This window comes from Sphingomonas sp. PL20, from assembly GCF_017875905.1.
Taxonomy (GTDB): Bacteria; Pseudomonadota; Alphaproteobacteria; order Sphingomonadales; family Sphingomonadaceae; genus Sphingomonas; species Sphingomonas echinoides.
Genome location: NZ_JAGINH010000002.1, coordinates 3,961,197 through 3,982,670, shown reverse-complemented (window position 1 = coordinate 3,982,670; position 21,474 = coordinate 3,961,197). Strand labels below are relative to the sequence as shown.

Genomic DNA, 21,474 nt, shown 5'->3' with positions numbered 1-21,474 from the left:
AACCACGGGTAGGAAATCATGGCGGATCGGTTGACGGGTATGGACGTGTTCGTAAAGGCGATCAGGCTCGGTGGCATCTCTGCTGCCGCACGCGATCTGCACATGTCGCCGGCGATGGCGGCCAAGCACCTGGACGCCCTCGAAGCGCGGCTCGGCACCACGCTGGTCCAGCGCTCGACGCGTCGGCTGTCGCTGACCGAGGCAGGCACCGACTATTTCGAAAAGGCCGAACGTATCCTGATGGAGATCGGAGAAGCCGAGGCGGAGGCATCGTCGCGGTCGATCACCGCCCAGGGACTGCTGCGCGTCAGTGCGCCCGCCACCTTCGGCGTTCTGCACCTTGCCTCACTCATCCCTGCTTTCTCCGCACGTCATCCCGAGGTGACGATCGAACTGGGCTTCAACGATCGTTACGTCGACCTGCTGGAAGAGCGTTGGGATGTCGCCGTACGGATCGGGCGCCTCGCCAACAGTGCGCTTGTTGCCCGCAAGCTCGTGGCGATGCGCGTCGTGTTGTGTGCCGCCCCCTCTTATTTGGCGAGGCGGGGAACGCCAACCCGCCTGGCCGATCTCGGCGATCACGATTGTCTGGGCCACACCAACGCGTCGCTTGCAGGAACGACATCGTGGGCGTTCGGCAAAGACGGGACGATCAAGGTGCCGATCTCAGGATCGATGTGTTCCGACAATGGCGAGGCCTTGGTTCGCGCTGCCATCGCGGGCCAAGGGCTGGTCTATGGGCCACGCTTTATTGCGGCAGAGGCGCTTCGCGCCGGCCAATTGAGCGAGCTTGAGCTGGACGAGCCGCCTATGATGCTGGGAGCGGCATATGCCATCACACACCCGACGCGGCGCCCCGCCGCCAAGACGCGGGCGTGGATTGACTTCTTAGCCGAAGCACTCCCCGCTCTTGGCACCGATTGGTGAGATGCCGAGCTGGCAGACGTCCCGAGTTTTCACCCGAGGACCGCGTCTGCTATCTCGAAACATCACGGTCTTTTACGATTGTAGATATCAGTGACCCAGCGAAAGCGACGCCCACAACCGCACATGGCTGGCATCGATAACGCCGAGGCTTGGTCCCTTTCAGTTGGTGCAGCGGGGGCCGCGGGCGCGGCGGACGTTGAGTGAGCGTGAACCGCGTCACTGCCAACCCTCGATGACGATCTTGCCGCGTGCGGTAGTGCTCTCAAGCGCCTGGTGCGCGCGCTTGAGGTTCGCGGCGTTGATGGGGGAGAACCGTTCGGTGAGGGTGGTGCGCACCTCGCCGGCGTCCACGAGGCTGGCGATGGCCGACAGGATCTGACCCTGCGTTTCCATATCAGCAGTCTCGAACATGGACCGGGTGAACATAAACTCCCAGTGGGTCGACACCGACTTGCGTTTGAACGGTACGACATCGAGCGTCTTGGGGTCGTCGATGAGCGCAAAACGTCCCTGCGGGGCGATCAGCTCGGCGATCTGCTCGATATGCTCGTCGGTGTGGGTGGCCGAGAAGATGAAAGCCGGCGCGCCGATGCCCAAATTCGCCACTTGCCGAGCCAGCGGCTGGCGATGATCGATGACATGGTGCGCACCGAGCTCACCCACCCAGGCCTGCGTTTCGGGGCGCGAGGCCGTCGCAATGACGATCAGCTCGGCTACCTGGCGAGCAAGCTGGATTGCCATCGAGCCTACCCCGCCGGCACCCCCGACAATCAACAGCGCATGTGCTGCACCGGCTACAGGAGTACGCACGGACAATCGCTCGAAGAGGGCCTCCCACGCGGTGATCGCCGTCAGCGGCAACGCCGCTGTCTCTGCCCAATCGAGGCTGGCCGGCTTCTTCCCGACAATGCGCTCGTCGACCAGGTGCAACTCGGCGTTGGTCCCATCGCGGCCAATGCTGCCCGCGTAGAACACCTCGTCGCCCGGTTCGAAGCCGCGCACTTCAGGGCCAACAGCGCGAACGACACCGGCGGCATCCCAACCCAGGACACGCCAATCACCGTGGATCGAACCCGAGCCAGCGCGCACCTTCGTGTCAACCGGGTTTACCGAGACAGCCTTGACCTCGACGAGGAGATCACGGCCGGTAGCGTTGGGATCGGGAAGTTCGATATCGACGAGAGCTTCCGTGCGATCGATCGTTCCGGGCTGCTGGTAGCCGATTGCGCGCATGATAAATCCTATTGTCAGGGGCTGTATAGCGAACTTTGTCGCATACGGGATACGCACAAGCGACATCGCGGTTCGACATCGTCCTCAGGCTGGCGACGGCGTGGTTGCCGCTGCCGTCTTCCCCGTGAGGTCGGTGATGACCGCGCCGATCAGCGCCCGTAACCAGCGGTGTGCGGGATCATGCCGATAGCGGACGTGCCAAGCCATTTCCACGGGAAAGCTGCCAAGGTCGACCGGAGCCGGCAGGATCTTCAGCCGGGGGTCGTGCATCAGCCGCCTGCAGATGAGCGAGGGCAAGGTGGCGCAATAGTCGGTCACGGCCACCATCTCGGCTACCGCGAAGAAGTTTGTCACGGAGATCGCGACGTCGCGCTTCAGCTGCTGCTGCGCCAGCGCCTGAAACAAACCGGCGCGCATCCGTCCGGGCGGCACGATGTTGACATGCTTCATCGTCTCGAACTGCTCGCGCGTCATGGCATCGCCGACGCCCGGATGGTCGGCGCGGACGGCGCAGGCGAGCCCTTCGTCCATCAGGTGCTGGACGACGAGGTTGTCGGGCGGATCGACGATGCGGCCCAGCACGAGCGCCGTCGTGCCCGACACGACGCCTGTTTCCACAAGATCGTTGCCGAAGGGCGTCAGACGAAGCTTTATGCCGGGGGCGACCTTCTCCAGGCGCGCCACGATAGCGGGGACGAGGACGAACTCGACATAGCCGTTTGGCGCGATCGTGAAGAGCCGTTCGGCCTGTGCGGGGTCGAAGGCCTGCTGACCGAGGACCGCGTCGTCGAGCTGGGCGAGTGCCTCGGCGATTAGCGGTGAGAGTTCTAGCGCGATCGGGGTCGGCTGGATGCCGTAGCGCTCGCGGACGAACAGCTGGTCCTGAAGCATCAGTCGTAGACGCGATAGGGCGTTAGACAGGGCGGGCTGTGTCATGCCCATGCGCTCGGCGGCCCGCGTGACGCTGCGCTCCTCCATCAACGCGACGAAGATCGGCAGCAGGTTCAGATCGTAGCGCATACAGTCATCCTGTTAGCGTTATATCTGAAATCAAAAAGATAAACTTCTAGAATATGTCAACGAGGCCCATTTAGCGTCCATCGGTGATCGACGCCGCGAACATGGAGGTTCAGATGAGCAAGGGTCAGGTTCTCGTTCTTGGATCGAACGCGACGCAGATCGGTCTGCGTGGCGGCGGTACCGCGACGGTCGGTCAGTATCTCAACGAGACGGCGGTCCCCGCGCTGGCTCTGCTCGACGCCGGCTATGATATTGTTCTCGCCACGCCCAATGGGGCCAAGCCGCACATCGACGCCGTCTCCGTTTCGGTTGATCATTTTGGCGGCGATGAGACGGCATTCCAGCGCGCCAAGGACTTTTTTGCCAGCCACCCGGCGATGAACGACGTGCGTACGCTGAAATCGGTCGTCGACGAGGGTCTGGACGGCTTTGCTGGCGTGTTCGTGCCGGGAGGTCACGCGCCCATCGTCGACCTCATGGTGGACCGCGATGCGGGCACGATCCTCCGTCACTTCCACGCAGCGGCCAAGCCGACCGCGCTCCTCTGCCACGGACCGGTGGTCGTTGTTTCTACGCTCGACGATGCTCCGGCCTTCCGCAAGGCGCTGGAGGAAGGCGATGACGCCGGGGCGGCCGACCTGGCGCGAGACTGGATCTACTCAGGCTACCGCATGACCGTCTTCTCGGCGAGCGAGGAGAAGATCGCCGAGGAGCAAGTGCTGAAGGGCGAGCTCTTCTTCGACATGGAAAAGGCGCTGCGGTCGGCCGGTGGCGACGTCTCTGTCACCGACAAGAACTTCGCTTCGAATGTCGTCGTGGACCGGGAGCTGATCACGGGTCAGAATCCGGCATCGGACCGGGCCATGGCCGACGCGTTGATCGAAGCCCTCGATCGCGCCGCTGCGTAAGTACGAGGATGACCGGCGGGGCGCTCAGGGTGCGCCCTCCCTCGGATATAGCCAAGACAAGGAACGGTGCCATGACCGCCAACGTGAAGATCGTCGCCGTCCTTACCGCCCGTGCGGATACCGTCGACCGCCTGCGCGCTCTGCTCGACGCCATGCTAAAGCCGAGCCGTGCCGAACCGGGCAATTTGCGCTACGATCTCTGGCAGGACCAGAGCGATCCGAACCGTTTCGTGCTCGACGAGCTGTACGCGGATGCGGTCGCCGCCCACCGCGAGACGCCCCACTTCCAGAACTATCTCTCTCAGATCGGCGATCTGGCCGAGCGCGCCGCGTTCGTCCTCAACCCCGTCTCGGCGACCTGAGGGTGGTGCCATGGGCAAGCCTGAAGAATGGGTGGGTACGGCGCTGCTGGCACAACCGTTCTACAGAGAGGAGTTGCGGATGATCGGCCTGTTGGCACCTGCACTCCGCGTGGGACTCTTGGGCCTCATTCATCCACGCGGTTACCGCTGAGGCGGAGCCGCGATCCGGCGAAAAATCAACAACTGACTTGAAGGAATACAGTCATGACCCAGGGTATCGAAGGCAAGGTCATTCTCATTACCGGCGGCAGCACCGGCATCGGCGCAGAAACCGCGCGGCTTCTCGCGGAACGCGGCGCAAAGGTGGCCATCGCCGCGCGGCGCAAGGACAAGCTCGACGAGGTCGTCGCGGACATCGCCGCAAACGGCGGCACGGCACGTAGCTACGCGCTCGACGTCACCGACAAGGCGGCGGTCCAGTCCGTCGTCGCCGCAATCATTGCCGACTTCGGCCGCCTCGACGTGCTGATCAACAACGCAGGGCTGATGCCGATCCGTCCGATGGCCGAGGTCAACACCGACGAGTGGGACCAGATGATCGACGTCAATCTGAAGGGTACGCTCTACGGCATCGCGGCGGCCCTTCCCGGCTTTCTCGAGCAGGGCAGCGGCCACATCATCAACCTGAGCTCGGTCGCCGGCATCAAGGTCTTCGCACCAGGCGGCACGGTCTACTCCGGTACCAAGTTCGCGGTCAGCGCGATCAGCGAGGGCTTGCGCCACGAGGTGGGTGAAAAGGTCCGTGTCACGTCGATCGAGCCCGGAGCCGTCGAAAGCGATTTGAAGTTCACGACGTCTGGCACGGCAGCCGAGACGGTGCTCGACTTCTACAAGCAGGCCATCCCAGCGGCATCGGTGGCGCGTGCTATCGCGTTCGCTGTCGAACAACCTGATGACGTTGACGTCAACGCGATCGTCATCCGGCCGACCGCACAGCAGTTCTGATTTCGACGAGGAGGCGGGGCCGCGTGTGCTCCGCCTCATGGGGAACGTACCGGCCCGCTCGTCCGTTACTCTGCCGAATGATATCTGTCCGTTTAACTTGAGGAGTCGATAATGCCCAAACTCGCGCTGTACGTGCCACTGAAGGCCAAACCCGGTAAAGAGAGCGATGTCGCCAATTTCCTGACCTCGGCATTGCCGCTCGTTCAAGCCGAGCCGGGCACTCTGACCTGGTATGCGATCGAGGAAGGTCCCGGTGCGTACGCGATCTTCGATACGTTCGACACAGAGGAGGATCGGCAGGCCCATCTTGACGGCAAGGTTGCCGCCGCGCTGATGGAGAAGGCGGAAGAACTGTTCTCGGAACCGCCGCAGATTCACAAGTTCACCCTGCTGGCCGCGAAATAGCGGAGCGGTCGGCACACCAGGCTGCCGTACGACTGCACGGTTAGGGTCGCCTGCCGTCGGGAATGGACGGCCCGGCCGGCTCTGGAACTAAATAGAAGAATACGACAGGCCATCCGCGATAGTGGATGGCCTTGTCTTTTGCGCTTATCCTGCCTTTTGATGCTGCTGCTGATAAGTCGGCGTTGATGTGTTGCGTTATCATGGCGCCGTTGGTTTCGCAGGAACTTCTTGAGGTCATCAATCTGCCGCTTTTTTAGATCGTCCTGGCCCAGGCAATCGAAAAGCCGCCGTAAATCGATCCGAGAACTGCCGAACGGGAAGGAACCGCTCAGGCATCAGGCGGTTTAGGAGACAGACATCGGTTGGAAAGATGCGATGCTATGCGCCTTTGCGCTGGTCGGGATCATCAGCAAGCTCTCGATTTGATGACGCCCAGAGCAGAGCTACAAAAGGAGAAGATCCGTGAAAGCTGTCGTGTACAACGGGCCCAAAGACGTTTCCGTCAATACCATCGATGATCCCAAGATCGAAAAGCCGACCGATGTTATCATCCGGCTGACCACGACCAACATTTGCGGGTCCGACCTTCACATGTACGAGGGCCGTACCAGCTTTGAGAAGGGCAGGGTCTTCGGTCACGAAAACCTTGGCGAGGTCATCGAAGTCGGCGCTGCCGTAGATCGTATCAAGAGGGGCGATCGCGTCTGCATGCCGTTCAACGTCGGTTGCGGGTTCTGCGAAAATTGCGAACGCGGTCTGACGGGTTTTTGCCTCACGACCAATCCTGGAACCGCCGGCGCAGCGTATGGCTTTGCCGAGATGGGGCCGTGGCAAGGCGGTCAGGCCGAGATGATGCGCGTACCTTATGCCGACTTCAATTGCCTGAAGCTGCCCGAGGACGCTGAGGAGAAGGAGGATGACTATGTCATGCTCTCCGACATCTTTCCGACGGGTTGGCATGGCGTCGAGTTGTCGGGTTTCTTGCCCGGCGAAAGCATCGCGATCTACGGAGCTGGTCCGGTCGGTTTGATGGCCGCGCACTCAGCCGAAATCCGCGGTGCCGCTCAGATCTTCGTGGTCGATTCCCACGATGATCGCCTGAAGCTGGCCGAGGCGATCGGCGCCATCCCGATCGACATGCGCAAGGGCGATCCCGCCCAGCAAATCCTAGATGCAACCGGCGGCCTCGGGACCGACCGCGGGGTCGAGGCGGTCGGATACCAGTGCTGCGATCGCCACGGCAAGGAGCGCAGCAATTACACGATGAACTGCCTCGTCAAAAGCACGAAGGCCACCGGCGGCATCGGCGTCGTCGGCGTGTTCATTCCGGAAGACCCGAATGCGCCAGACGATCTCCAGAAGGAAGGCAAGATTGCGTTCGACTTCGGCAACTTTTGGTTCAAGGGGCAGAAGATCGGCACCGGGCAATGTAATGTAAAGCATTATAACCGGCGGCTGATGAACCTCATTAAGCATGGCCGGGCCAATCCTGCTCAAATCATCTCGCACCGACTGCCGCTCGATCAGGCGCCAGACGCCTACAAGCATTTCGATGCGCGCGATGATGGATGGACAAAGGTCGTGCTTAAGCCGACCACCTGACCGTAGTCTTCAACGGAATAGGGAATAGATTATGACGTTAGAAGGCAAATCAGTTGCCGTTCTGATCGCGCCCCGCGGGACGGAAGAGCCAGAATTCTCGAAGCCCAAGCAAGCTATCGAGGAGGCTGGCGGCAAAGTGACCGTGGTCAGTTTTGAAGCGGGCGTGGCTCGCACAGTCAATAGCGACCTTGACGAGGGCGGCAGCTATACTATCGACAAGACGTTCTCCGATGTCAAAGCCGACGATTTCGACGGACTAGTTGTGCCCGGAGGGACGGTCGGTGCCGACAAGCTGCGCGGCAGCGCCGAGGCAATTGATTTCATCCGGGCTTTTTTCGATCAGAAAAAGCGGTTGCCGCGATATGCCATGCACCCTGGATATTGATCGAGGCGGGCGTGCTTAAGGGTCGCACCTTAACGTCCTACCCGACGCTGAAGGTCGATATCGAGAACGCCGGCGGTGCATGGACCAATGAGGAAGTCGTGGTCGACAACGGCCTTGTTACCAGCCGCGATCCCAATGATTTGCCCGCCTTCTGTGCCAAACTCGTTGAGGAAATCGCACAAGGTGTCGGCGCAGCGCTCGCAGCAGGGAATTAAGGCGGGGCGTTTCGACGAACCATGTGAGGGCCCTCTCCCTGGAGAAGTTCCGCACAAAGCAAGCGTGGCGGATGGCCAGCGATTGGCCGTCCGCCACGCCGCGTATCACACGAACACGGCGCACCTGACGGGCACTCAAACCCTAGGGTCAGGACCCATTGATATAACCGGCTCGATCTGATCAATGGGTCCTGACCCTAGTCATCTGAATCTAAAGTTCGCCGCATAATGTGCGATCTGTGGTTTGGCAGAAGCGCTTTACGGAGGCTAGGATCTCATCCGCCGACTTGGTCCACCGGTATGGCTTTGGATTTTCGTTGTGGCGGTTGATGAAAGTGCGGATGTCCTGCTCCAGTTGGCTGGTGGAGGTATGGACGCCGCGCCGCAATTGCTTGCGGGTGAGTTCTGCAAACCAGCGTTCGACCTGGTTGATCCAGGATGCCGAGGTCGGCGTGAAGTGGACATGGTAGTGCGGCCGGCGAGCGAGCCATGCCCGGACCAGCGCGGTCTTATGGGTCGCGTAATTGTCCATGATGATGTGGACGTCGAGATCGGGTGGTACCTGGGCGTCGATCTGCTTGAGGAAGTCGAGAAATTCGGTGGCGCGATGCCGCTTGTAGCATTTGCCGATGACAAAGCCCGAGGCGATATCGAGCGCCGCGAAGAGCGAGGTCGTGCCATGGCGGACATAGCTGTGCGTGCGACGCTCGGGCATGCCGGGCATCATCGGCAGAACCGGCTGCTCGCGGTCGAGCGCTTGGATCTGGCTCTTCTCGTCCACGCTGAGCACCAGCGCACGGTTGGGCGGCGACAGATAAAGGCCGACGATATCGCGAACCTTGTCGACGAACAGCGGATCGCTAGACAGCTTGAACGTCTCTGAACGGTGTGGCTGTAGCCCGAAGGCCGTCCAGATGCGTCGGATCGTTGTGTGGGAGAAACCGGTTGCGCCTGCCATCGAGCGGATCGACCAGTGGGTCGCATCATCAGGCTTCGAGCGCAGTGTCCGCTCGATCACGGCCGCAACTTGATCATCCGCGATCGTCCTGGGCCTGAGCGACGCTGTGGCCCGTCACGTTCTGTGTGCCGGCGTAGGCGTTCAGGGCGGCGGACAGGCTCCAGACCAACTCCAGTGCGGGTGTCCAGTGCGCTCGTAAGGTTGTGGGCTTCCATAACGCCCACCCTCTGCCTCAATCACCACGCCGTGCAAGGTGGGTGGAAAACACCGCTTACGCAGCAATATCGGGCATCCGGCCTCAACCTGGTCATCGCGGCGATCGTCTATTGGAACACGATCTACATGGACGCCGCCGCCCAGCACCTACGATCGACATCGGTCCCGGTGCCTGACGATCTCCTTGCCCACACGTCCCCGGTAGGCTGGGAGCATATTGCTTTTTCCGGCGATTCCCTCTGGGATCGCGCAGCCGCCTCCGCTGGTCGAAAGGCCCTCAATCTGCCGCCCGATAGCCGCGTCGCCTAAGCGTTCGCTGATTGTTCGCTCTTAGCGTTGTTTAGCGTACCTTCCACGCTATGCCCTCATCCTGACGCCGGATGCGTTGGCCGATCTCGATCGCATCGCCGAGCATATCGAAGCGGACAATCCCGCACGCGCGATCAGCTTCGTGGAGGAGCTGCGCGAGGTAGCCCGTCGCCTCGCCGATCTTCCCCAAGGCTTCCCTCTGGTGCCGCGATATGAGCGCTACGGCATCCGGCGCCGTTCCTATCGGCGCTATGGCATCCTTTATCGTCCAGAGCCCGAGCGCACCTTGTCCTGCGCTTTCTTGGCCCCGGCCAGGATCATGACCGCGCACTACAGTTGGTGGTGATCCCAACCCTATTGCGGATTGACCGGGGCGTAAGCGGGCCAATCGCGATTTTTCAGGCCGGGCAACGCCAGATAGCTTGGGCCATCGAGCAGCATTGTTATGCGGGTGTAACCGATCTTGAGCTGATCGAGCGGCACCGCTCGCAACGTCTCCTCGAGACCGGCATAGCGCTCGTCCGACACCACCACATAATTGATCCTGCCGGTCGCGCACTCGATCAGCGCCTCGACGACCCGGCCCAGGTTCATGCCGGCCTTGTCGTCGACGGCCATGCCGATCAGTCCGGTCGCAGTGAACAGGTTCGGGGTTTCCGATCGTTGGCTGGCGGTTTCGGCCGATCGGCCGCCATCTTCATATTTGGTCTGCTGCCCCAGCCATCGCCAGATACCGACGAGGTTCGTAGAGGTGGTTCTAGGAATCTGAACAGCGGGGATAAGTGGATTGCCGATCTGACAGCGGCCATGCTGGCCGCGAAGAGGAAGCAAGATGAGCAAGCGACCCCGCCGGAACCACAGTCCGGCATTCAAGGCCAAGGTGGCGCTGGCTGCTGTGAAGGGTGAGAAGACGCTGGCCGAGCTGGCGCAGGAGTATGAGGTGCACCCGAACCTCATCAACCAGTGGCGGTCCAAGCTGCTGGAGGGGGCGGCAGACGTGTTCGGAGCGGTTCCGGCAGCGAGCGAACCAGCGGTCGATATAACCGTGCTGCACGCCAAGATTGGTGAGCTGACGCTGGCGAACGATTTTTTGGCCGGTGCGCTCGGGAAGGCCGGTCTGTTGCCGAGCGCAAAGCGATGATCGACCGTGACCATGAGTTGCCGCTGACCCATCAGGCGCAGCAGCTCGAGATCAGCCGCGGCAGCATCTACTATCTTCCGCGGCCTGTATCCTCGGCTGACCTGGCGATCATGCGCCGGATCGACGAACTTCATCTGCTCTATCCGTTCGCCGGGAGCCGGATGCTGCGCGATCTGCTCCGTCAGGAGGATGTGAGCATCGGACGACGGCATGTTGCGACGCTGATGAAGCGGATGGGGCTAGAGGCGATCTACCGCCGTCCGAACACGTCGAAACCGGCGACGGGTCACAAGATCTATCCCTATCTGCTGCGCAAGCTGGCGGTGACGCGGCCGAACCAAGTTTGGGCGACCGATATCACGTATGTGCCCATGGCGCGCGGTTTCGTCTATCTGGTCGCTATCGTCGATTGGTTTACCCGGCGGGTGCTGGCTTGGCGGGTGTCGATCTCAATGGATGTCGCGTTTTGTATCGAGGCACTGGAGGAAGCGCTCGCCCGTTATGGCAAGCCTACGATCTTCAACAGCGACCAGGGCTCGCAATTTACCAGTGCGGCTTTCACCGCTGTCCTTCACCGAGAGAAGATCGCCATTAGCATGGATGGAAAGGGTTGCTGGCGCGACAACGTGTTCGTGGAGCGCCTCTGGCGCTCGGTGAAATACGAGGACGTGTACCTCAACGCATACACCTCAGTCCCGGAAGCACGCGCCGGCATCGGCCGATACTTTGCATTTTATAACAGCATCCGGCCACATTCAGCCCTTGGTACCAGGACACCGGACCAGGTATACTTCGACCAGCCGCTTCTCGCAGCGGCATGATCAACCAGCGGCGATCCACTTATCCAGACCGCGAGCCTGTTCAGACAACCGGGGCCACCTCTAAAGCTCTCGGGCGAAGATCGACCAGCGTTCGTTTGTCGCCGACCTGAACGAACCAGCACAAACCCATCAACGTTCGCAATTCAGCAGATGAGCGGTTTGATCCGAAGCCAGACCCGAGGCCAGAATTAACGAATGCCGAAAGTTGAGAATCACAAACGCGCCGCGAATGACGGATCCAGGGTCAACCCAGCGCAAAGTTGGCTGTATTCGACCGGCGTCATCCGGCGCGCTGGGAATCTGCTTCCTGTTTGAGTTGCGTGATTCGAGCATTACAAATCAAGAGAACGACTTGCCCGAGTTGTTCTACACGCGCTGCGATCCATTCGAGTTCTTCGACAGTAATTTTATAGTGCTTCGAATAACGCGCCTTAACGTAAGCTTCTTTCAGCTTTTCGAAAATTGCGCGTTCCGAGCGACTCTCGCGCGGCCAGGCTTCGATAAGATGGCGATCCAGGCGCTCCGCCTGCGTCCGCAAAAAGCCGAGATTGTGCACGTGCGGCGTGTAGAAGGTCACGACTAATAAAACGCAGTGATACAGCCGCTCGGCCGCCTGATGCATGTCGAACGCAGCATCCTTGAGATAGCCTTTTGAGAGATAGAATTTGCCGCCCTCAAAGCGCTTCATCGCCGCAGGAAACCATTCCTCGTAATACTCCCGCGCCATTGCCAGAGCTTGCTCGGGTGTCTTGGGTTTGGGCTCATGCAATTCGTCGTCAATAGCCTGGTAAAGCGCGATCCCGTCACGCCGTACGTCCATGAAGAAATAGCGGCCATGCGCGAGCCCGTCGTTCACCTCTTGCAACGTGTGAACGATAAAATTGACCGGCGTCTTGAGCGTCTTGGTAATCGCCAGCTCGCGGTTGAGGTGGTCCTCAAGCTTGGACCAATAGTCGATCCGATCGGTCAGCCGCTTGTCGTTGACGATGATCAGCAGGTCAAAATCGGACTGATAGCCCTTCGCGGTATGCGGCTCGTCGACCCATCCCCCTCGCGCATAGCTGCCGTAGAGGATAACCTTCTCGATGCGCCCGCGCTTCTTCCATGGGTGATTGGCCAGCGCGAGCGCGTCGTCGAATTCCTCGAATATGATCTGGACGACGCGCTCCAGCTCGCGACGCTTCTGCGGGGGAAGATGATCCAGTTCGCTGCGCATGGGCAATATCCTGGTTACGGACGGCTGGGCGCGTCCGACACGCCCCATGGGTTGATAAGGCTGACGCCGGTGTGCATGAAATCGGCAACGTTTCGGGTGACAACCGTCAGGTCATGGACCAGCGCGGTCGCTGCAATCCAGCTATCCCGCTCGCTGCGCGGATCCGGCACGTGCAGCCGCGCACACCGCGTCGCCACTTCTGCCGTCATCGAAAGAATCCGACCCTTGAACGCTGGCAGCACGGTTTCGCCCAGCCAGCGGCGCAGCATGGCCCCCTGTACGGGGTCACGTCGTTCCATAAGCCGCGTGCCATATTCCAGTTCGAACACAGTGATCGCGCAGAGGTACGTGGAAGCCGGATCCGCGGCCGACATCCACGCGACAACCTGCGGGTCGGCGCGGCCCGACCCCAGCTTTCTGCTTTCGGACACGACATTGGTATCGAGCAAATACATCAGTCCGCGAACCCTGCATCCCGGTGTGTCAGACTGGACCGCGGTGGCTCCCAGTCGACATCGATCGGCTCCTTAGGTGTGAGCAGCGCTGCGAGTGAGGGGCGACGGCCGACCATCTGCTCAAGCGCTTGCTCGATCACTTCGGCCTGACTGCGGCCAGGGCCCACTAAGGTGCGCAACAACTCGACGGCGCGCGCGGAGCGGATCGTAATCGGCGGTTGCTGGCGTCTGCCCGTGCTAGCCATGCGCATTCTCCTAGGTATCCAACATACTATGGTGCATGCACGGACAGCAAGCACGCATTGGCGACCCGTTCGATGCCGTTGATGACGCTGATCCTTTCTTTGCCGTTTTTTCTTTGGCGGAAATCAGTTGCTGCGGAAATGCTTGAACCGCTTCGCGGCAGTATCCGCCTCCAGCGCGGTATCCGCGTTCTGGCATTCTTCGCCCCGCACGGCGCCGGTGCGACAATCGCTCGCAACGCCGTTCGCCTCGTCGAGATGGGCCGCAAAATAGCGCACCGCAGGCGGTTCAGGCTTGGCGCAACCCGCAAGCAATCCCGCCGTGGCGAGCAGCAGGGCGAGCATGATGCTGTTCATGAGCGTCCCTTCGCCAACAGCTTGATGTAGCGGTCGGCTTCGAGCTTGCGGACGTCGTGATAGCGAAGGAGCAGGTTCCGGGCGTTGCTGCGGGACGTGCGCAACGAGAAGGAAGCGCGCAGCGCCGCAAGTTCGCTTGCCGCGTCTGCCAGCACCGCTTCATCGAGCTGGCGGAATGGGTGAAGGCGATCGTTGAGGGACTGCGCCATCACTGTGATCTCGCCGTTTCCGGAAGCACTCGCGATCGTCAGGAACAGCGATGCGGTTGCCGAAGCGAAGTCCGGCATGGCTATGGCATCTGCCGATCCCGTTACAGGCACATCACTTTCGTCGATCGCTGCGAGCAGAAGCAGCTGATTGAGATACAAGAGATCGCGCAGATCCGCGGCGTTCAGAGTCGGCACCCGAAACCCTTCGCCGGGCATCAGCTCGACCAGCCGCTCACCTGCAAGGTGATTGAGGCTATCGCGGATCGGCGTGATGCTCACCCCGATGTCCGCTGCGAGGCGCGCGGCCTCGAGCCGGAACCCAGGCGGCCAATGTCCGACCAGCAGCCGGTGCTTGATCGCGTTATAGGTCGGCTCGAGGACATGAGAGGGGCTCATACGCTGGCCCCGCCGCCGTCGCCGAAACCGGCAAGCATCGCCTCCTGATCCGGTCGCAGTGCGTCGACTGCACCGATATACGCTGGAACTTCGTCCTGCAGCAGGATTGAGGGGCACTGCCCCTCGTAATTGCCAAGGTTCGGCCGATGCTGAACGTAGCCGGCGAGTTGCGCGAGCTCGGGCGAAAAGGTGCGCGCCACCTCCGGCGGATAGGCAAGCCAGAGATTTTCATAGGGCTTCAGCCAGCCGAGACTGTAACCGATGACAATCGCGCGCCGCACGCTGCTGCTGCGGTTGGCACCCGCGCCGTGTGCGGTCGACCCAAGGAAGCAGATGGCCGACCCCGGATCGCACACGACGACGATCGGGTCATAGACGTCCTCCTTCGCCATCCCGGCCACGCCGTGACTGAAGGGATAGATTTCGGTCGCGCCGTTCTCGGTGGTGAAACGATCCAGCGGCCAGATCACGTTGAGCAAAAATTCGTGAGCGCCCTTTGCACCCGGCCACATGTCGTGATCGCGGTGCGGGAACTGACGCGGCTCGCCAGGGTGGATCTCGATGGCCTGCGCAACATTCAGCTGGATGCGGTCGCACGCCTCGCCGAGGACGGATTGGGCCATCGCGAGAATGGTCGGATGGAGCACCAGCGCTTCGCAGTGGAGCGAGCGACGGAGCAGGCTCGCGAATCGCTTGGTCCGAAAGCCGTAGAAGCGCCCTTGCCCGAACGGCGTAGCCGCGAAGATGGGATCGAGGTCAGCATCCAGGGCGGCGATAGACCCTGCCGGCACGGCGTCGGGGATGATGCAATATCCCTGGTGGAGCAGCTGCTCGACCCAGTCGGCGGTGGTGACGGCGATCACGCTCCTAGCTCCTCTTGCGCAAGCTGAAGGGTGAGCGGCGCGTACACGCCCGTGTGGCGAAGCCCGTCGATCGAACGATTGTCTATCTGGATATGAAGGGCCGCCAGCGATCGTCCAGATTGCTCGACCGCCCGGCCAAGCGGTGCGCAACGCCAGCCGAAGCCGAGAATCTGCGCAAACCAGCAGAGTTCGGCTACGCCCGTGTAATCGGTGATCCGCTCGCGCAGCGCATGCTCGACCAAGGCGGTGACAAGCTGGTTGCGGGCCGACCGCCGATCGGCCGCGGACTGATGCCGATCGAGGCAGAACCGCGTGATCTCGCGGGTCGTGGGCCCCGCCGGAACCGCGCCGGCGCAGAGAAAGGGGTACAGATCGCCGAGCAGATGCGGACGATCCGTTTTGAGCAGCCGGGCAGATGCCCGATGCCGTCCGGCCGCATCGAGCAGGATCAGATATTCGGCGTCGGGATCGTCGAACTGGTCGAGTTCATATTCGCCGGCGAGCACCGGCAAATCCCACTTCAGCAAGTCGACGAACACCTGTTTGCGGGCCGCGAACATTGCCCGCAGGGAAGCGTCGCCGAGCGCACGCGGCGCCCGGTCCAGAAGGTCGGTCATTGATGGCTCCAGCTCACATTTGAGGTGGCGCCCAAGGATCACGTTTCACGAACGCCCGGCATCCCAAGAAGGGGGGATGTCCGGGCGCAGGCGTCGCAGACTCAGTGGAAATACCACCAACGTCGGATGTCGGCGAAGCTGATCAGGCCATCGAACAAAGCACACAAGATCAGCGCGTTGCGCGAGTGGACGTCGTAGCGCTCGCGTGCTGTCCGCAGGTGCTGGATGACCGTGTCTTCGCCGATGCTCAGGATCGTGGCGATGTCGGCGGCCGTCTTGCCGCGGGCCGACCAGAGGACGCATTCGCGCTGCCGCGGAGAGAGGACTGGCCGGGCGATGATTGGCGACTCGCCTGCCAGACGTCTGGCAGTGGTGAGCGCAAAGGCGCCGACGATCTCGGCGACCGGCAACATCGGCCGCGGCATAACCCGGTCTGGTCGCAACGCGAAGGTGCATGAGCCGCTCGCGTATCCGGGAAGGTGGCGCGGCACCGTATAGCCATCGCCGATCCCGTTGGCCCTGCCGACCGAGAGCATGCGCCGGTCGCCGGGGCTCATCGGCACGAGATCGTCGAGCTCGCACCAGAGGAACCCCATCATGCTGCGTTCGCAGGCACGTCGGATCGGATCGTTGCCGGCAAGATCAAACTCGACATAGGTTTGCGCCCACGGCGCGGGATAGTCGTGAAGGAGAAAATCCGTCTCGGTAGAGCTTAGGCCATGGTGCTGATACGACAGTGCAAAGTGATCGAAATCCAGCTGGCGCGTGACGTACGCCATGGCGTCGGCAAGGTTCGTTTCGGATCCAGCATTGGAGACCTTGAGAACCAGTTCGTCGATAAGGGTGCGCATGACATCGTTCGACCGTCGGCACATTTTCCGAGCCTGTGTCGGTTCGATCGCCTAAAATGCCGATAAAGGCAGTTCCCATCTGCCCGAAGCGGCGTTCAACAGAGTCTGGATGGCGCTCGGCAAATCACCTGCCGATACTGGGGTTGCCGAGCCGTCACGGGGAATGGTCATGCAATGCGCGCATGGCAGACCTCCTTTCTTGGCATAAACAAGATGGTGGTCGCTAAACTCCGCGCCGGGCTCGGTTTTAAACCTTTCAGGTATCGGTTTGCAACGCAGCAAAGCCTGGCCGCACCGCAATCTCTATTCGATGTCGAGGCCGACCTCCTGCGCCAGCCGAATCCCCGATTCCATGCGATCGTACAGTGTGCTGACGAACCGCTCCCAGCGCTCCGCGCCCATCGCCTGCGCCGCCTTCACCGCGCTTTCGGGGACCGGTGCGGTGTTGCTGAGCCAGGAGCGGACGAACAGGGAGAGCGCCTCGTTCGACAGGTCCACGTGCAAGGCCAGCCGCGCGACTTGTCTCGTGACCCGGTCGAGACGCCGGCTGACGGCCGCCTCCAGCCGGTCGGCACCGTCCGGCGACAGATAGGATGCCAGCGCCGCCTCGACGACCGCGGTGCGTGAGACCTTCTTGGCCCTGGCGAACCCGTCGAGTTGGCGCACCAGGTCGGGCGGCAGCCGGAAGCTGCTCTTCTCGCGCACGACGGTCATAGCGCAACCCCATCATCCGGATCGAGCGCGGCCGCACGCGCAGTGCGCGCCATCGCGCGCTCGATCCCGCGCCGTTTCCGCGCGGCTATCGCCTCGGGTTCATCAGTATCGAACGCGAACTCGTTCACGGGTGCGCGGGGCGGCGGCGGTACAACCTCTTCATGCTCGCCCAGTTCGGGTTCGCGGCGGATGCCAGCATTGGCGGTATCGCGTGCCTCGATATCGGAGGTAGCGCTGTCTTGGGCGGATCGCGGATCGGCAGTCTCCGTTGATACCGCGGGCGCCGGTGGCAGCGCTGCCGGGGCCGGCTGCTCTGGCGGCGACGATGCTACCGGCGCGGCAGGTGGCTCGGGCGCCGCGACGGGTGCCATCACGGTCCAGTCATCCGCCGGTAGATGCGCAGTATCGCGCAACGCCGTCGCCGGTGGTGGCAAAAGCCGAGCGGTGAATCTTGCATCGGCGTAATAACGTGCCTTCAGGGCCCGGATCGGCGGGACGCCGGCGCTCATCACGATCTCCTGATGCGCTGGCAGTTGCATGATCTCGCCGGGGGTCAACAGCGGCCGGGCGGCCTCGCTGCGCGAGACCATCAGATGCCCGAGCCAGGGGCTGAGCCGGTGCCCGGCATAGTTCTTCATGGCGCGCATCTCGGTGGCGGTTCCGAGCGCGTCCGAGATGCGCTTGGCGGTCCGCTCGTCGTTGGTCGCAAACGCGACGCGGACATGACAATTGTCGAGGATCGCATTGTTCTGCCCGTACGCCTTCTCGATCTGGTTGAGGCTCTGCGCGATCAGGAACGCCTTGATGCCGTAGCCTGCCATGAAGGCGAGCGCGGATTCGAAGAAGTCGAGCCGACCGAGTGCCGGAAATTCGTCGAGCATGAGCAGCAGGCGATGCGGTCGCTGCGTGACGTTCAGTTCCTCGGTCAGGCGGCGGCCGATCTGGTTGAGGATCAGCCGGATCAGCGGCTTGGTCCGGCTGATGTCGCTCGGCGGCACCACCAGATAGAGCGATACCGGTGCGATGCCGCTCACCAGTTCGCCGATCCGCCAGTCGCAGGCGCGCGTGACGCGCGCCACCACGGGATCGCGGTACAGCCCCAGGAACGACATCGCGGTCGACAGCACGCCCGAGCGTTCGTTCTCCGCCTTGTTGAGCAATTCGCGCGCGGCCGAGGCAACGACGGGATGGACGCCAGCGTCGCCCAGATGCGGCGTGGTCATCATCGCGCGCAGCGTCGACTCGATCGGCCGGCGCGGATCCGAGAGAAAGGCGGCGACGCCGGCGAGCGTCTTGTCGGCTTCGGCATAGAGCACATGGAGGATCGCGCCGACCAGCAGCGCGTGGCTGGTCTTCTCCCAATGGTTGCGCTTCTCCAGACTTCCCTCGGGATCGACCAGCACATCGGCCACGTTCTGGACGTCGCGCACCTCCCACTCGCCTTTGCGGACCTCAAGCAGCGGGTTGTAGGCATCCGACGCCGGGTTGGTCGGATCAAACAGCAGGACGCGGCCATGGGCGGCACGAAAGCCGCCGGTCAGCTGCCAGTTCTCGCCCTTGATGTCGTGGACGATCACCGAGCCTGGCCAGGTCAGCAACGTGGGCACGACCAGCCCGACGCCCTTGCCCGAGCGGGTCGGCGCGAAGCACAACACGTGCTCCGGACCGTCGTGGCGCAGATAGTGCGCACCATGGCAGCCGAGCACCACGCCGTCCTCGCTCAGCATGCCGGCGCGTGCAATCTCGCGGGGCGTCGCCCAGCGCGCCGAGCCGAACGTCTCGGCCTTCTTCGCTTCGCGCGCGCGCCAGACCGACATTGCGATCGCGACCACGACCGACAGCAGCCCCCCGGACGCGGCGATATAGCCCCCGACCGCGAAGACGTGCGGTGCATAGGCGTCGAAGCTGAACCACCACCAGAAGAAGGCCGGCGGCGGATAGACCGGAAGGCCTGCCAGCAGGAACCAGGGACGCCCCAGTTCGCTTTGGTAGGCGAGCGCGTGCGCGGTCCACTGCGTTGCTGTCCAGATCGCCACGAGGACGATGGCAAAAACGGCGCAGACCTGGCCCCACAGGATCCTGGTGGCATTCATCGGATGGGCCTCCGGCTTGAGCAAGGCGAGATCACAGACCGAGGCCCTTGCCACGGCCGATCGACCACTCGACACTGCCGCCCGGCCCCATCGTGCCGCTGATGTGCGTGCCGAGATGCGGGTCGAGCGCGGGCCGCCAGGGCACGAGCTGGAAGCCCATTCCCCCATCCCCACTGATGACTTCGATCATCGCGAAGCGACCCGAGGCGAGGTTGACCCGCTCGCGGTAGACGCCGGCGACATACTCCCCTTCGCCCGATGGACGGTGCGCAAGCCCGGTACGCTCGGCGATCGCGTCCGTGGCCTCACGCATTTCGCGTGCGCGCAGCGTCTCGATGAGGTCGCGCTCGAAGCGCATGCCCGCCCCCTGGCGGCGTGCCAGGCCGGTAGCTTCGAGTTCCTGCGTGCGTGCGTCCATTGCACCCCGGATCTCGGCGCCGAACCCGTCCTCGGATGCGACCGGCCAACGCGAGACGAGCTGGCGATCGAGCCAGGTCGCGCCCGACGCCGTCACCTGCCGGTCGAGCGGGAGATCCGATCGCGTCGTCAGCGACGTGCGGGCGGTACCACTGGCGTCGGTCCAGGACCGCAGCTCGACGATCGCGCCCGGTCGGGCGTCGCCGGTCATCTCCAGATCGTCGAAGCGGACGTGATGCGTGCGCCCGTCCGCACCGTCGATCACTGCATAGGCCGTCGCCTGCAGCTCGTCGTGCAAGCCGCGCTCGACGAGGCGGCCGACGATCGGCTCAGACGTGGCAGCGTCGTGGATCGCGAAAGCCGCTGGGTCCGGCGTGCGCCCGTCGCGCTGCATCGCGTTGTGCAGCGTCTTGATGATGTCGGTGCGCATCTGGATGTCGCGCAGCGTCTGCTCGGCATCGGCGCGCAGCGTCCAGAGGCCTGGCTCGTGGAGTTCGGCGAGGCCGAGCCGCTCGAGCTTGTCGACGCGGCCGCACAGCAGTCGGCGCGTCTCTTCGTCATCCCCGCCGGGGCGCAGATCGATGACGCCCGACAGGCCGTCGCTGCGCTCCTGCAACTGCCGATCAAGACTGGTCCAGCGATCCGCTTCGACCTCCCGCTGCAACGCGCTTCGGATGTCGGACTCGTTGCGGGGCCCAAGCTCCAGCGTCGCGCGGGCCTCAGCCCGACCCCGCATTCCGTCCCGGATATAGTCGCCGTCGATAACCAGGTCGGAGCCATCATCGACGCGGCCGCGGACCAGCACATGCACGTGCGGATTGTCGGTATTCCAATGATCTACCGCCACCCAGTCGAGCTCCGTGCCGAGGTCGCGCGCCATGTCGTCCATCAGCTCGCGAGTGAAGGCACGCAGGTCCGTCATGTCGGCGCCATCCTCGGGTGAAACGATGAAGCGGAAGTGGTGGCGATCGTCTTCGCAGCGCTCGGCGAACGCATCGCCATCGGCCTGGGACGAGCGCGCATCGAACAGTTCGGCGTCGCGTCCGTCGCGCGTCACGCCGTCACGTTTGAGATAGGCGACATGTCGTGCGAGCGGGGCCGCGCGAAATCGCGAACCGCGATGCCGGACCACGCGGGCCACGACGGTCACGCGCCGCGCGTTGGCGGGCCGGCGGATCCGCAGCAAAGCGTTTCGGCCGCGACCGCGGGCCCCGACGCGCGTGCTGCGTCCTTTTGGATGGAGCATGCGTGGCCGCCCCGAGCGCGCGCCGGCGCGTCTGACCTGTGCGGCGAGGCTTTTCGACCGGCCGCCCGCGGCGCCGCCGGCATCCCGGCTGCGGCCTGGTCGAACCCGAAAATCCTGGTCGTCGGTGCTCATGCCGGCACCCGTAGAAGCGCTGTCGGACGCGCGCGCCGCGGCAGACTGCCGATTGCGCCTGTTTCCGTCCGACGCGCAGACCCGCTGTCCGACGGATAAGTCTCTCTTCCGCAACCACAAAAGCGTCGGTGTCCGACGCGGCTTTTATCTTGCCATCGCTGCTTCTTTCCCTTCTCCACGACGTCATCACGCCAGGAATCCGGCCCGCAGACCGCCACG

At 62.9% G+C, this 21,474-nt stretch carries 23 protein-coding genes and 3 pseudogenes; 11 read left to right on the top strand and 15 right to left on the bottom strand.

Going from position 1 to position 21,474, the window contains the following annotated elements:
* Nucleotides 1–18 precede the first annotated feature (18 nt).
* Nucleotides 19–927 (top strand): LysR family transcriptional regulator, encoded by a 909-nt coding sequence (locus H4W01_RS18755; protein ID WP_062126398.1) that lies wholly within the window; start codon nucleotides 19–21, stop codon nucleotides 925–927.
* Between the two features lie 216 nt (nucleotides 928–1,143).
* Here the strand turns inward: H4W01_RS18755 and H4W01_RS18750 are convergent, their stop codons facing one another.
* Both H4W01_RS18750 and H4W01_RS18745 read right to left on the bottom strand, forming a co-directional pair.
* Entirely contained in the window at nucleotides 1,144–2,160 is a 1,017-nt protein-coding gene (locus tag H4W01_RS18750; RefSeq protein ID WP_209612822.1) for a zinc-binding alcohol dehydrogenase family protein, read from the bottom strand.
* Between the two features lie 84 nt (nucleotides 2,161–2,244).
* Nucleotides 2,245–3,180 carry a LysR family transcriptional regulator gene (locus tag H4W01_RS18745; protein ID WP_209612821.1) on the bottom strand — a complete coding sequence of 312 codons (936 nt, stop codon included), beginning with the start codon at nucleotides 3,178–3,180 and terminating at the stop codon, nucleotides 2,245–2,247.
* An 83-nt stretch (nucleotides 3,181–3,263) separates the two neighbouring features.
* Here H4W01_RS18745 and H4W01_RS18740 point away from each other — a divergent pair, with 83 nt between their 5' ends.
* The 7 genes and pseudogenes from H4W01_RS18740 to H4W01_RS18710 all read left to right on the top strand — a co-directional run bounded on the left by H4W01_RS18740 (nucleotide 3,264) and on the right by H4W01_RS18710 (nucleotide 8,002).
* Nucleotides 3,264–4,088 carry a type 1 glutamine amidotransferase domain-containing protein gene (locus H4W01_RS18740; protein WP_334685354.1) on the top strand — a complete coding sequence of 275 codons (825 nt, stop codon included), beginning with the start codon at nucleotides 3,264–3,266 and terminating at the stop codon, nucleotides 4,086–4,088.
* A 71-nt stretch (nucleotides 4,089–4,159) separates the two neighbouring features.
* Entirely contained in the window at nucleotides 4,160–4,450 is a 291-nt protein-coding gene (locus H4W01_RS18735; RefSeq protein WP_209612820.1) for a putative quinol monooxygenase, read from the top strand.
* A gap of 10 nt (nucleotides 4,451–4,460) precedes the next feature.
* Nucleotides 4,461–4,601 carry a hypothetical protein gene (locus H4W01_RS18730; RefSeq protein WP_157105557.1) on the top strand — a complete coding sequence of 47 codons (141 nt, stop codon included), beginning with the start codon at nucleotides 4,461–4,463 and terminating at the stop codon, nucleotides 4,599–4,601.
* Nucleotides 4,602–4,654: 53 nt separating this feature from the next.
* Nucleotides 4,655–5,395, top strand: a complete 741-nt coding sequence (locus H4W01_RS18725) for an SDR family oxidoreductase (RefSeq protein ID WP_064311493.1) — start codon at nucleotides 4,655–4,657, stop codon at nucleotides 5,393–5,395.
* 111 nt (nucleotides 5,396–5,506) lie between these two features.
* Nucleotides 5,507–5,800 carry a putative quinol monooxygenase gene (locus H4W01_RS18720; protein ID WP_062106251.1) on the top strand — a complete coding sequence of 98 codons (294 nt, stop codon included), beginning with the start codon at nucleotides 5,507–5,509 and terminating at the stop codon, nucleotides 5,798–5,800.
* Nucleotides 5,801–6,262: 462 nt separating this feature from the next.
* Nucleotides 6,263–7,402 carry a glutathione-independent formaldehyde dehydrogenase gene (locus H4W01_RS18715; RefSeq protein ID WP_064311492.1) on the top strand — a complete coding sequence of 380 codons (1,140 nt, stop codon included), beginning with the start codon at nucleotides 6,263–6,265 and terminating at the stop codon, nucleotides 7,400–7,402.
* 31 nt (nucleotides 7,403–7,433) lie between these two features.
* Nucleotides 7,434–8,002: pseudogene (locus H4W01_RS18710) on the top strand (type 1 glutamine amidotransferase domain-containing protein).
* A 211-nt stretch (nucleotides 8,003–8,213) separates the two neighbouring features.
* Here H4W01_RS18710 and H4W01_RS18705 read toward each other — a convergent pair.
* Nucleotides 8,214–9,056, bottom strand: a pseudogene (locus H4W01_RS18705) (IS630 family transposase); the annotation flags it as partial.
* Nucleotides 9,057–9,236: 180 nt separating this feature from the next.
* On the opposite strand from H4W01_RS18705, the pseudogene H4W01_RS18700 reads away from it, so the two are divergent.
* Nucleotides 9,237–9,485: pseudogene (locus H4W01_RS18700) on the top strand (Tn3 family transposase); the annotation flags it as partial.
* Nucleotides 9,486–9,543: 58 nt separating this feature from the next.
* Entirely contained in the window at nucleotides 9,544–9,831 is a 288-nt protein-coding gene (locus tag H4W01_RS18695) for a type II toxin-antitoxin system RelE/ParE family toxin (protein ID WP_209613457.1), read from the top strand.
* 8 nt (nucleotides 9,832–9,839) lie between these two features.
* Here H4W01_RS18695 and H4W01_RS18690 read toward each other — a convergent pair whose 3' ends face one another.
* Nucleotides 9,840–10,325 (bottom strand): PRC-barrel domain-containing protein, encoded by a 486-nt coding sequence (locus H4W01_RS18690; protein WP_334685353.1) that lies wholly within the window; start codon nucleotides 10,323–10,325, stop codon nucleotides 9,840–9,842.
* On the opposite strand from H4W01_RS18690, the gene H4W01_RS18685 reads away from it, so the two are divergent.
* Nucleotides 10,318–11,447 (top strand): IS3 family transposase gene (locus tag H4W01_RS18685; protein ID WP_128082060.1). Its coding sequence is split into 2 segments (ribosomal slippage): nucleotides 10,318–10,579 and nucleotides 10,579–11,447, totalling 1,131 coding nucleotides; the frame shifts between segments, so codons are not numbered across the junction. The genes H4W01_RS18690 and H4W01_RS18685 overlap by 8 nt on opposite strands.
* A 280-nt stretch (nucleotides 11,448–11,727) precedes the next feature.
* Here H4W01_RS18685 and H4W01_RS18680 read toward each other — a convergent pair.
* The 11 genes from H4W01_RS18680 to H4W01_RS18630 form a co-directional block, all read right to left on the bottom strand.
* Nucleotides 11,728–12,663, bottom strand: a complete 936-nt coding sequence (locus H4W01_RS18680) for a nucleotidyltransferase and HEPN domain-containing protein (RefSeq protein WP_209612818.1) — start codon at nucleotides 12,661–12,663, stop codon at nucleotides 11,728–11,730.
* A gap of 14 nt (nucleotides 12,664–12,677) precedes the next feature.
* A complete protein-coding gene (locus H4W01_RS18675) occupies nucleotides 12,678–13,118 on the bottom strand; it encodes a type II toxin-antitoxin system VapC family toxin (protein ID WP_209612817.1) in 441 nt (146 codons plus the stop codon).
* On the bottom strand, nucleotides 13,118–13,363 hold the full coding sequence (locus H4W01_RS18670) for a hypothetical protein (RefSeq protein WP_209612816.1): 246 nt from the start codon (nucleotides 13,361–13,363) through the stop codon (nucleotides 13,118–13,120). The genes H4W01_RS18675 and H4W01_RS18670 overlap by 1 nt, the downstream gene beginning before the upstream one ends.
* A gap of 123 nt (nucleotides 13,364–13,486) precedes the next feature.
* Entirely contained in the window at nucleotides 13,487–13,717 is a 231-nt protein-coding gene (locus H4W01_RS18665) for an EexN family lipoprotein (RefSeq protein ID WP_334685352.1), read from the bottom strand.
* Nucleotides 13,714–14,322 (bottom strand): GntR family transcriptional regulator, encoded by a 609-nt coding sequence (locus H4W01_RS18660; protein ID WP_209612815.1) that lies wholly within the window; start codon nucleotides 14,320–14,322, stop codon nucleotides 13,714–13,716. Before H4W01_RS18660 ends, H4W01_RS18665 begins: the two co-directional genes overlap by 4 nt.
* On the bottom strand, nucleotides 14,319–15,185 hold the full coding sequence (locus tag H4W01_RS18655; protein ID WP_209612814.1) for a phytanoyl-CoA dioxygenase family protein: 867 nt from the start codon (nucleotides 15,183–15,185) through the stop codon (nucleotides 14,319–14,321). Before H4W01_RS18655 ends, H4W01_RS18660 begins: the two co-directional genes overlap by 4 nt.
* Nucleotides 15,182–15,802: an acyl-homoserine-lactone synthase gene (locus H4W01_RS18650; RefSeq protein WP_209612813.1), complete on the bottom strand. Its 621-nt coding sequence runs from the start codon at nucleotides 15,800–15,802 to the stop codon at nucleotides 15,182–15,184. The genes H4W01_RS18655 and H4W01_RS18650 overlap by 4 nt, the downstream gene beginning before the upstream one ends.
* Before the next feature lie 101 nt (nucleotides 15,803–15,903).
* A complete protein-coding gene (locus H4W01_RS18645; RefSeq protein ID WP_206667865.1) occupies nucleotides 15,904–16,653 on the bottom strand; it encodes a helix-turn-helix transcriptional regulator in 750 nt (249 codons plus the stop codon).
* 303 nt (nucleotides 16,654–16,956) lie between these two features.
* The gene (locus H4W01_RS18640; protein WP_209612812.1) at nucleotides 16,957–17,367 is read right to left on the bottom strand and encodes a ribbon-helix-helix protein, CopG family; all 411 of its coding nucleotides are present in this window, start codon (nucleotides 17,365–17,367) and stop codon (nucleotides 16,957–16,959) included.
* Nucleotides 17,364–19,460, bottom strand: coding sequence for a conjugal transfer protein TraG (locus H4W01_RS18635; protein ID WP_209612811.1), 2,097 nt, complete (start codon nucleotides 19,458–19,460; stop codon nucleotides 17,364–17,366). The genes H4W01_RS18640 and H4W01_RS18635 overlap by 4 nt, the downstream gene beginning before the upstream one ends.
* Nucleotides 19,461–19,491: 31 nt before the next feature.
* Nucleotides 19,492–21,255 (bottom strand): relaxase/mobilization nuclease domain-containing protein, encoded by a 1,764-nt coding sequence (locus H4W01_RS18630; protein ID WP_209612810.1) that lies wholly within the window; start codon nucleotides 21,253–21,255, stop codon nucleotides 19,492–19,494.
* Nucleotides 21,256–21,474: the final 219 nt, after the last annotated feature.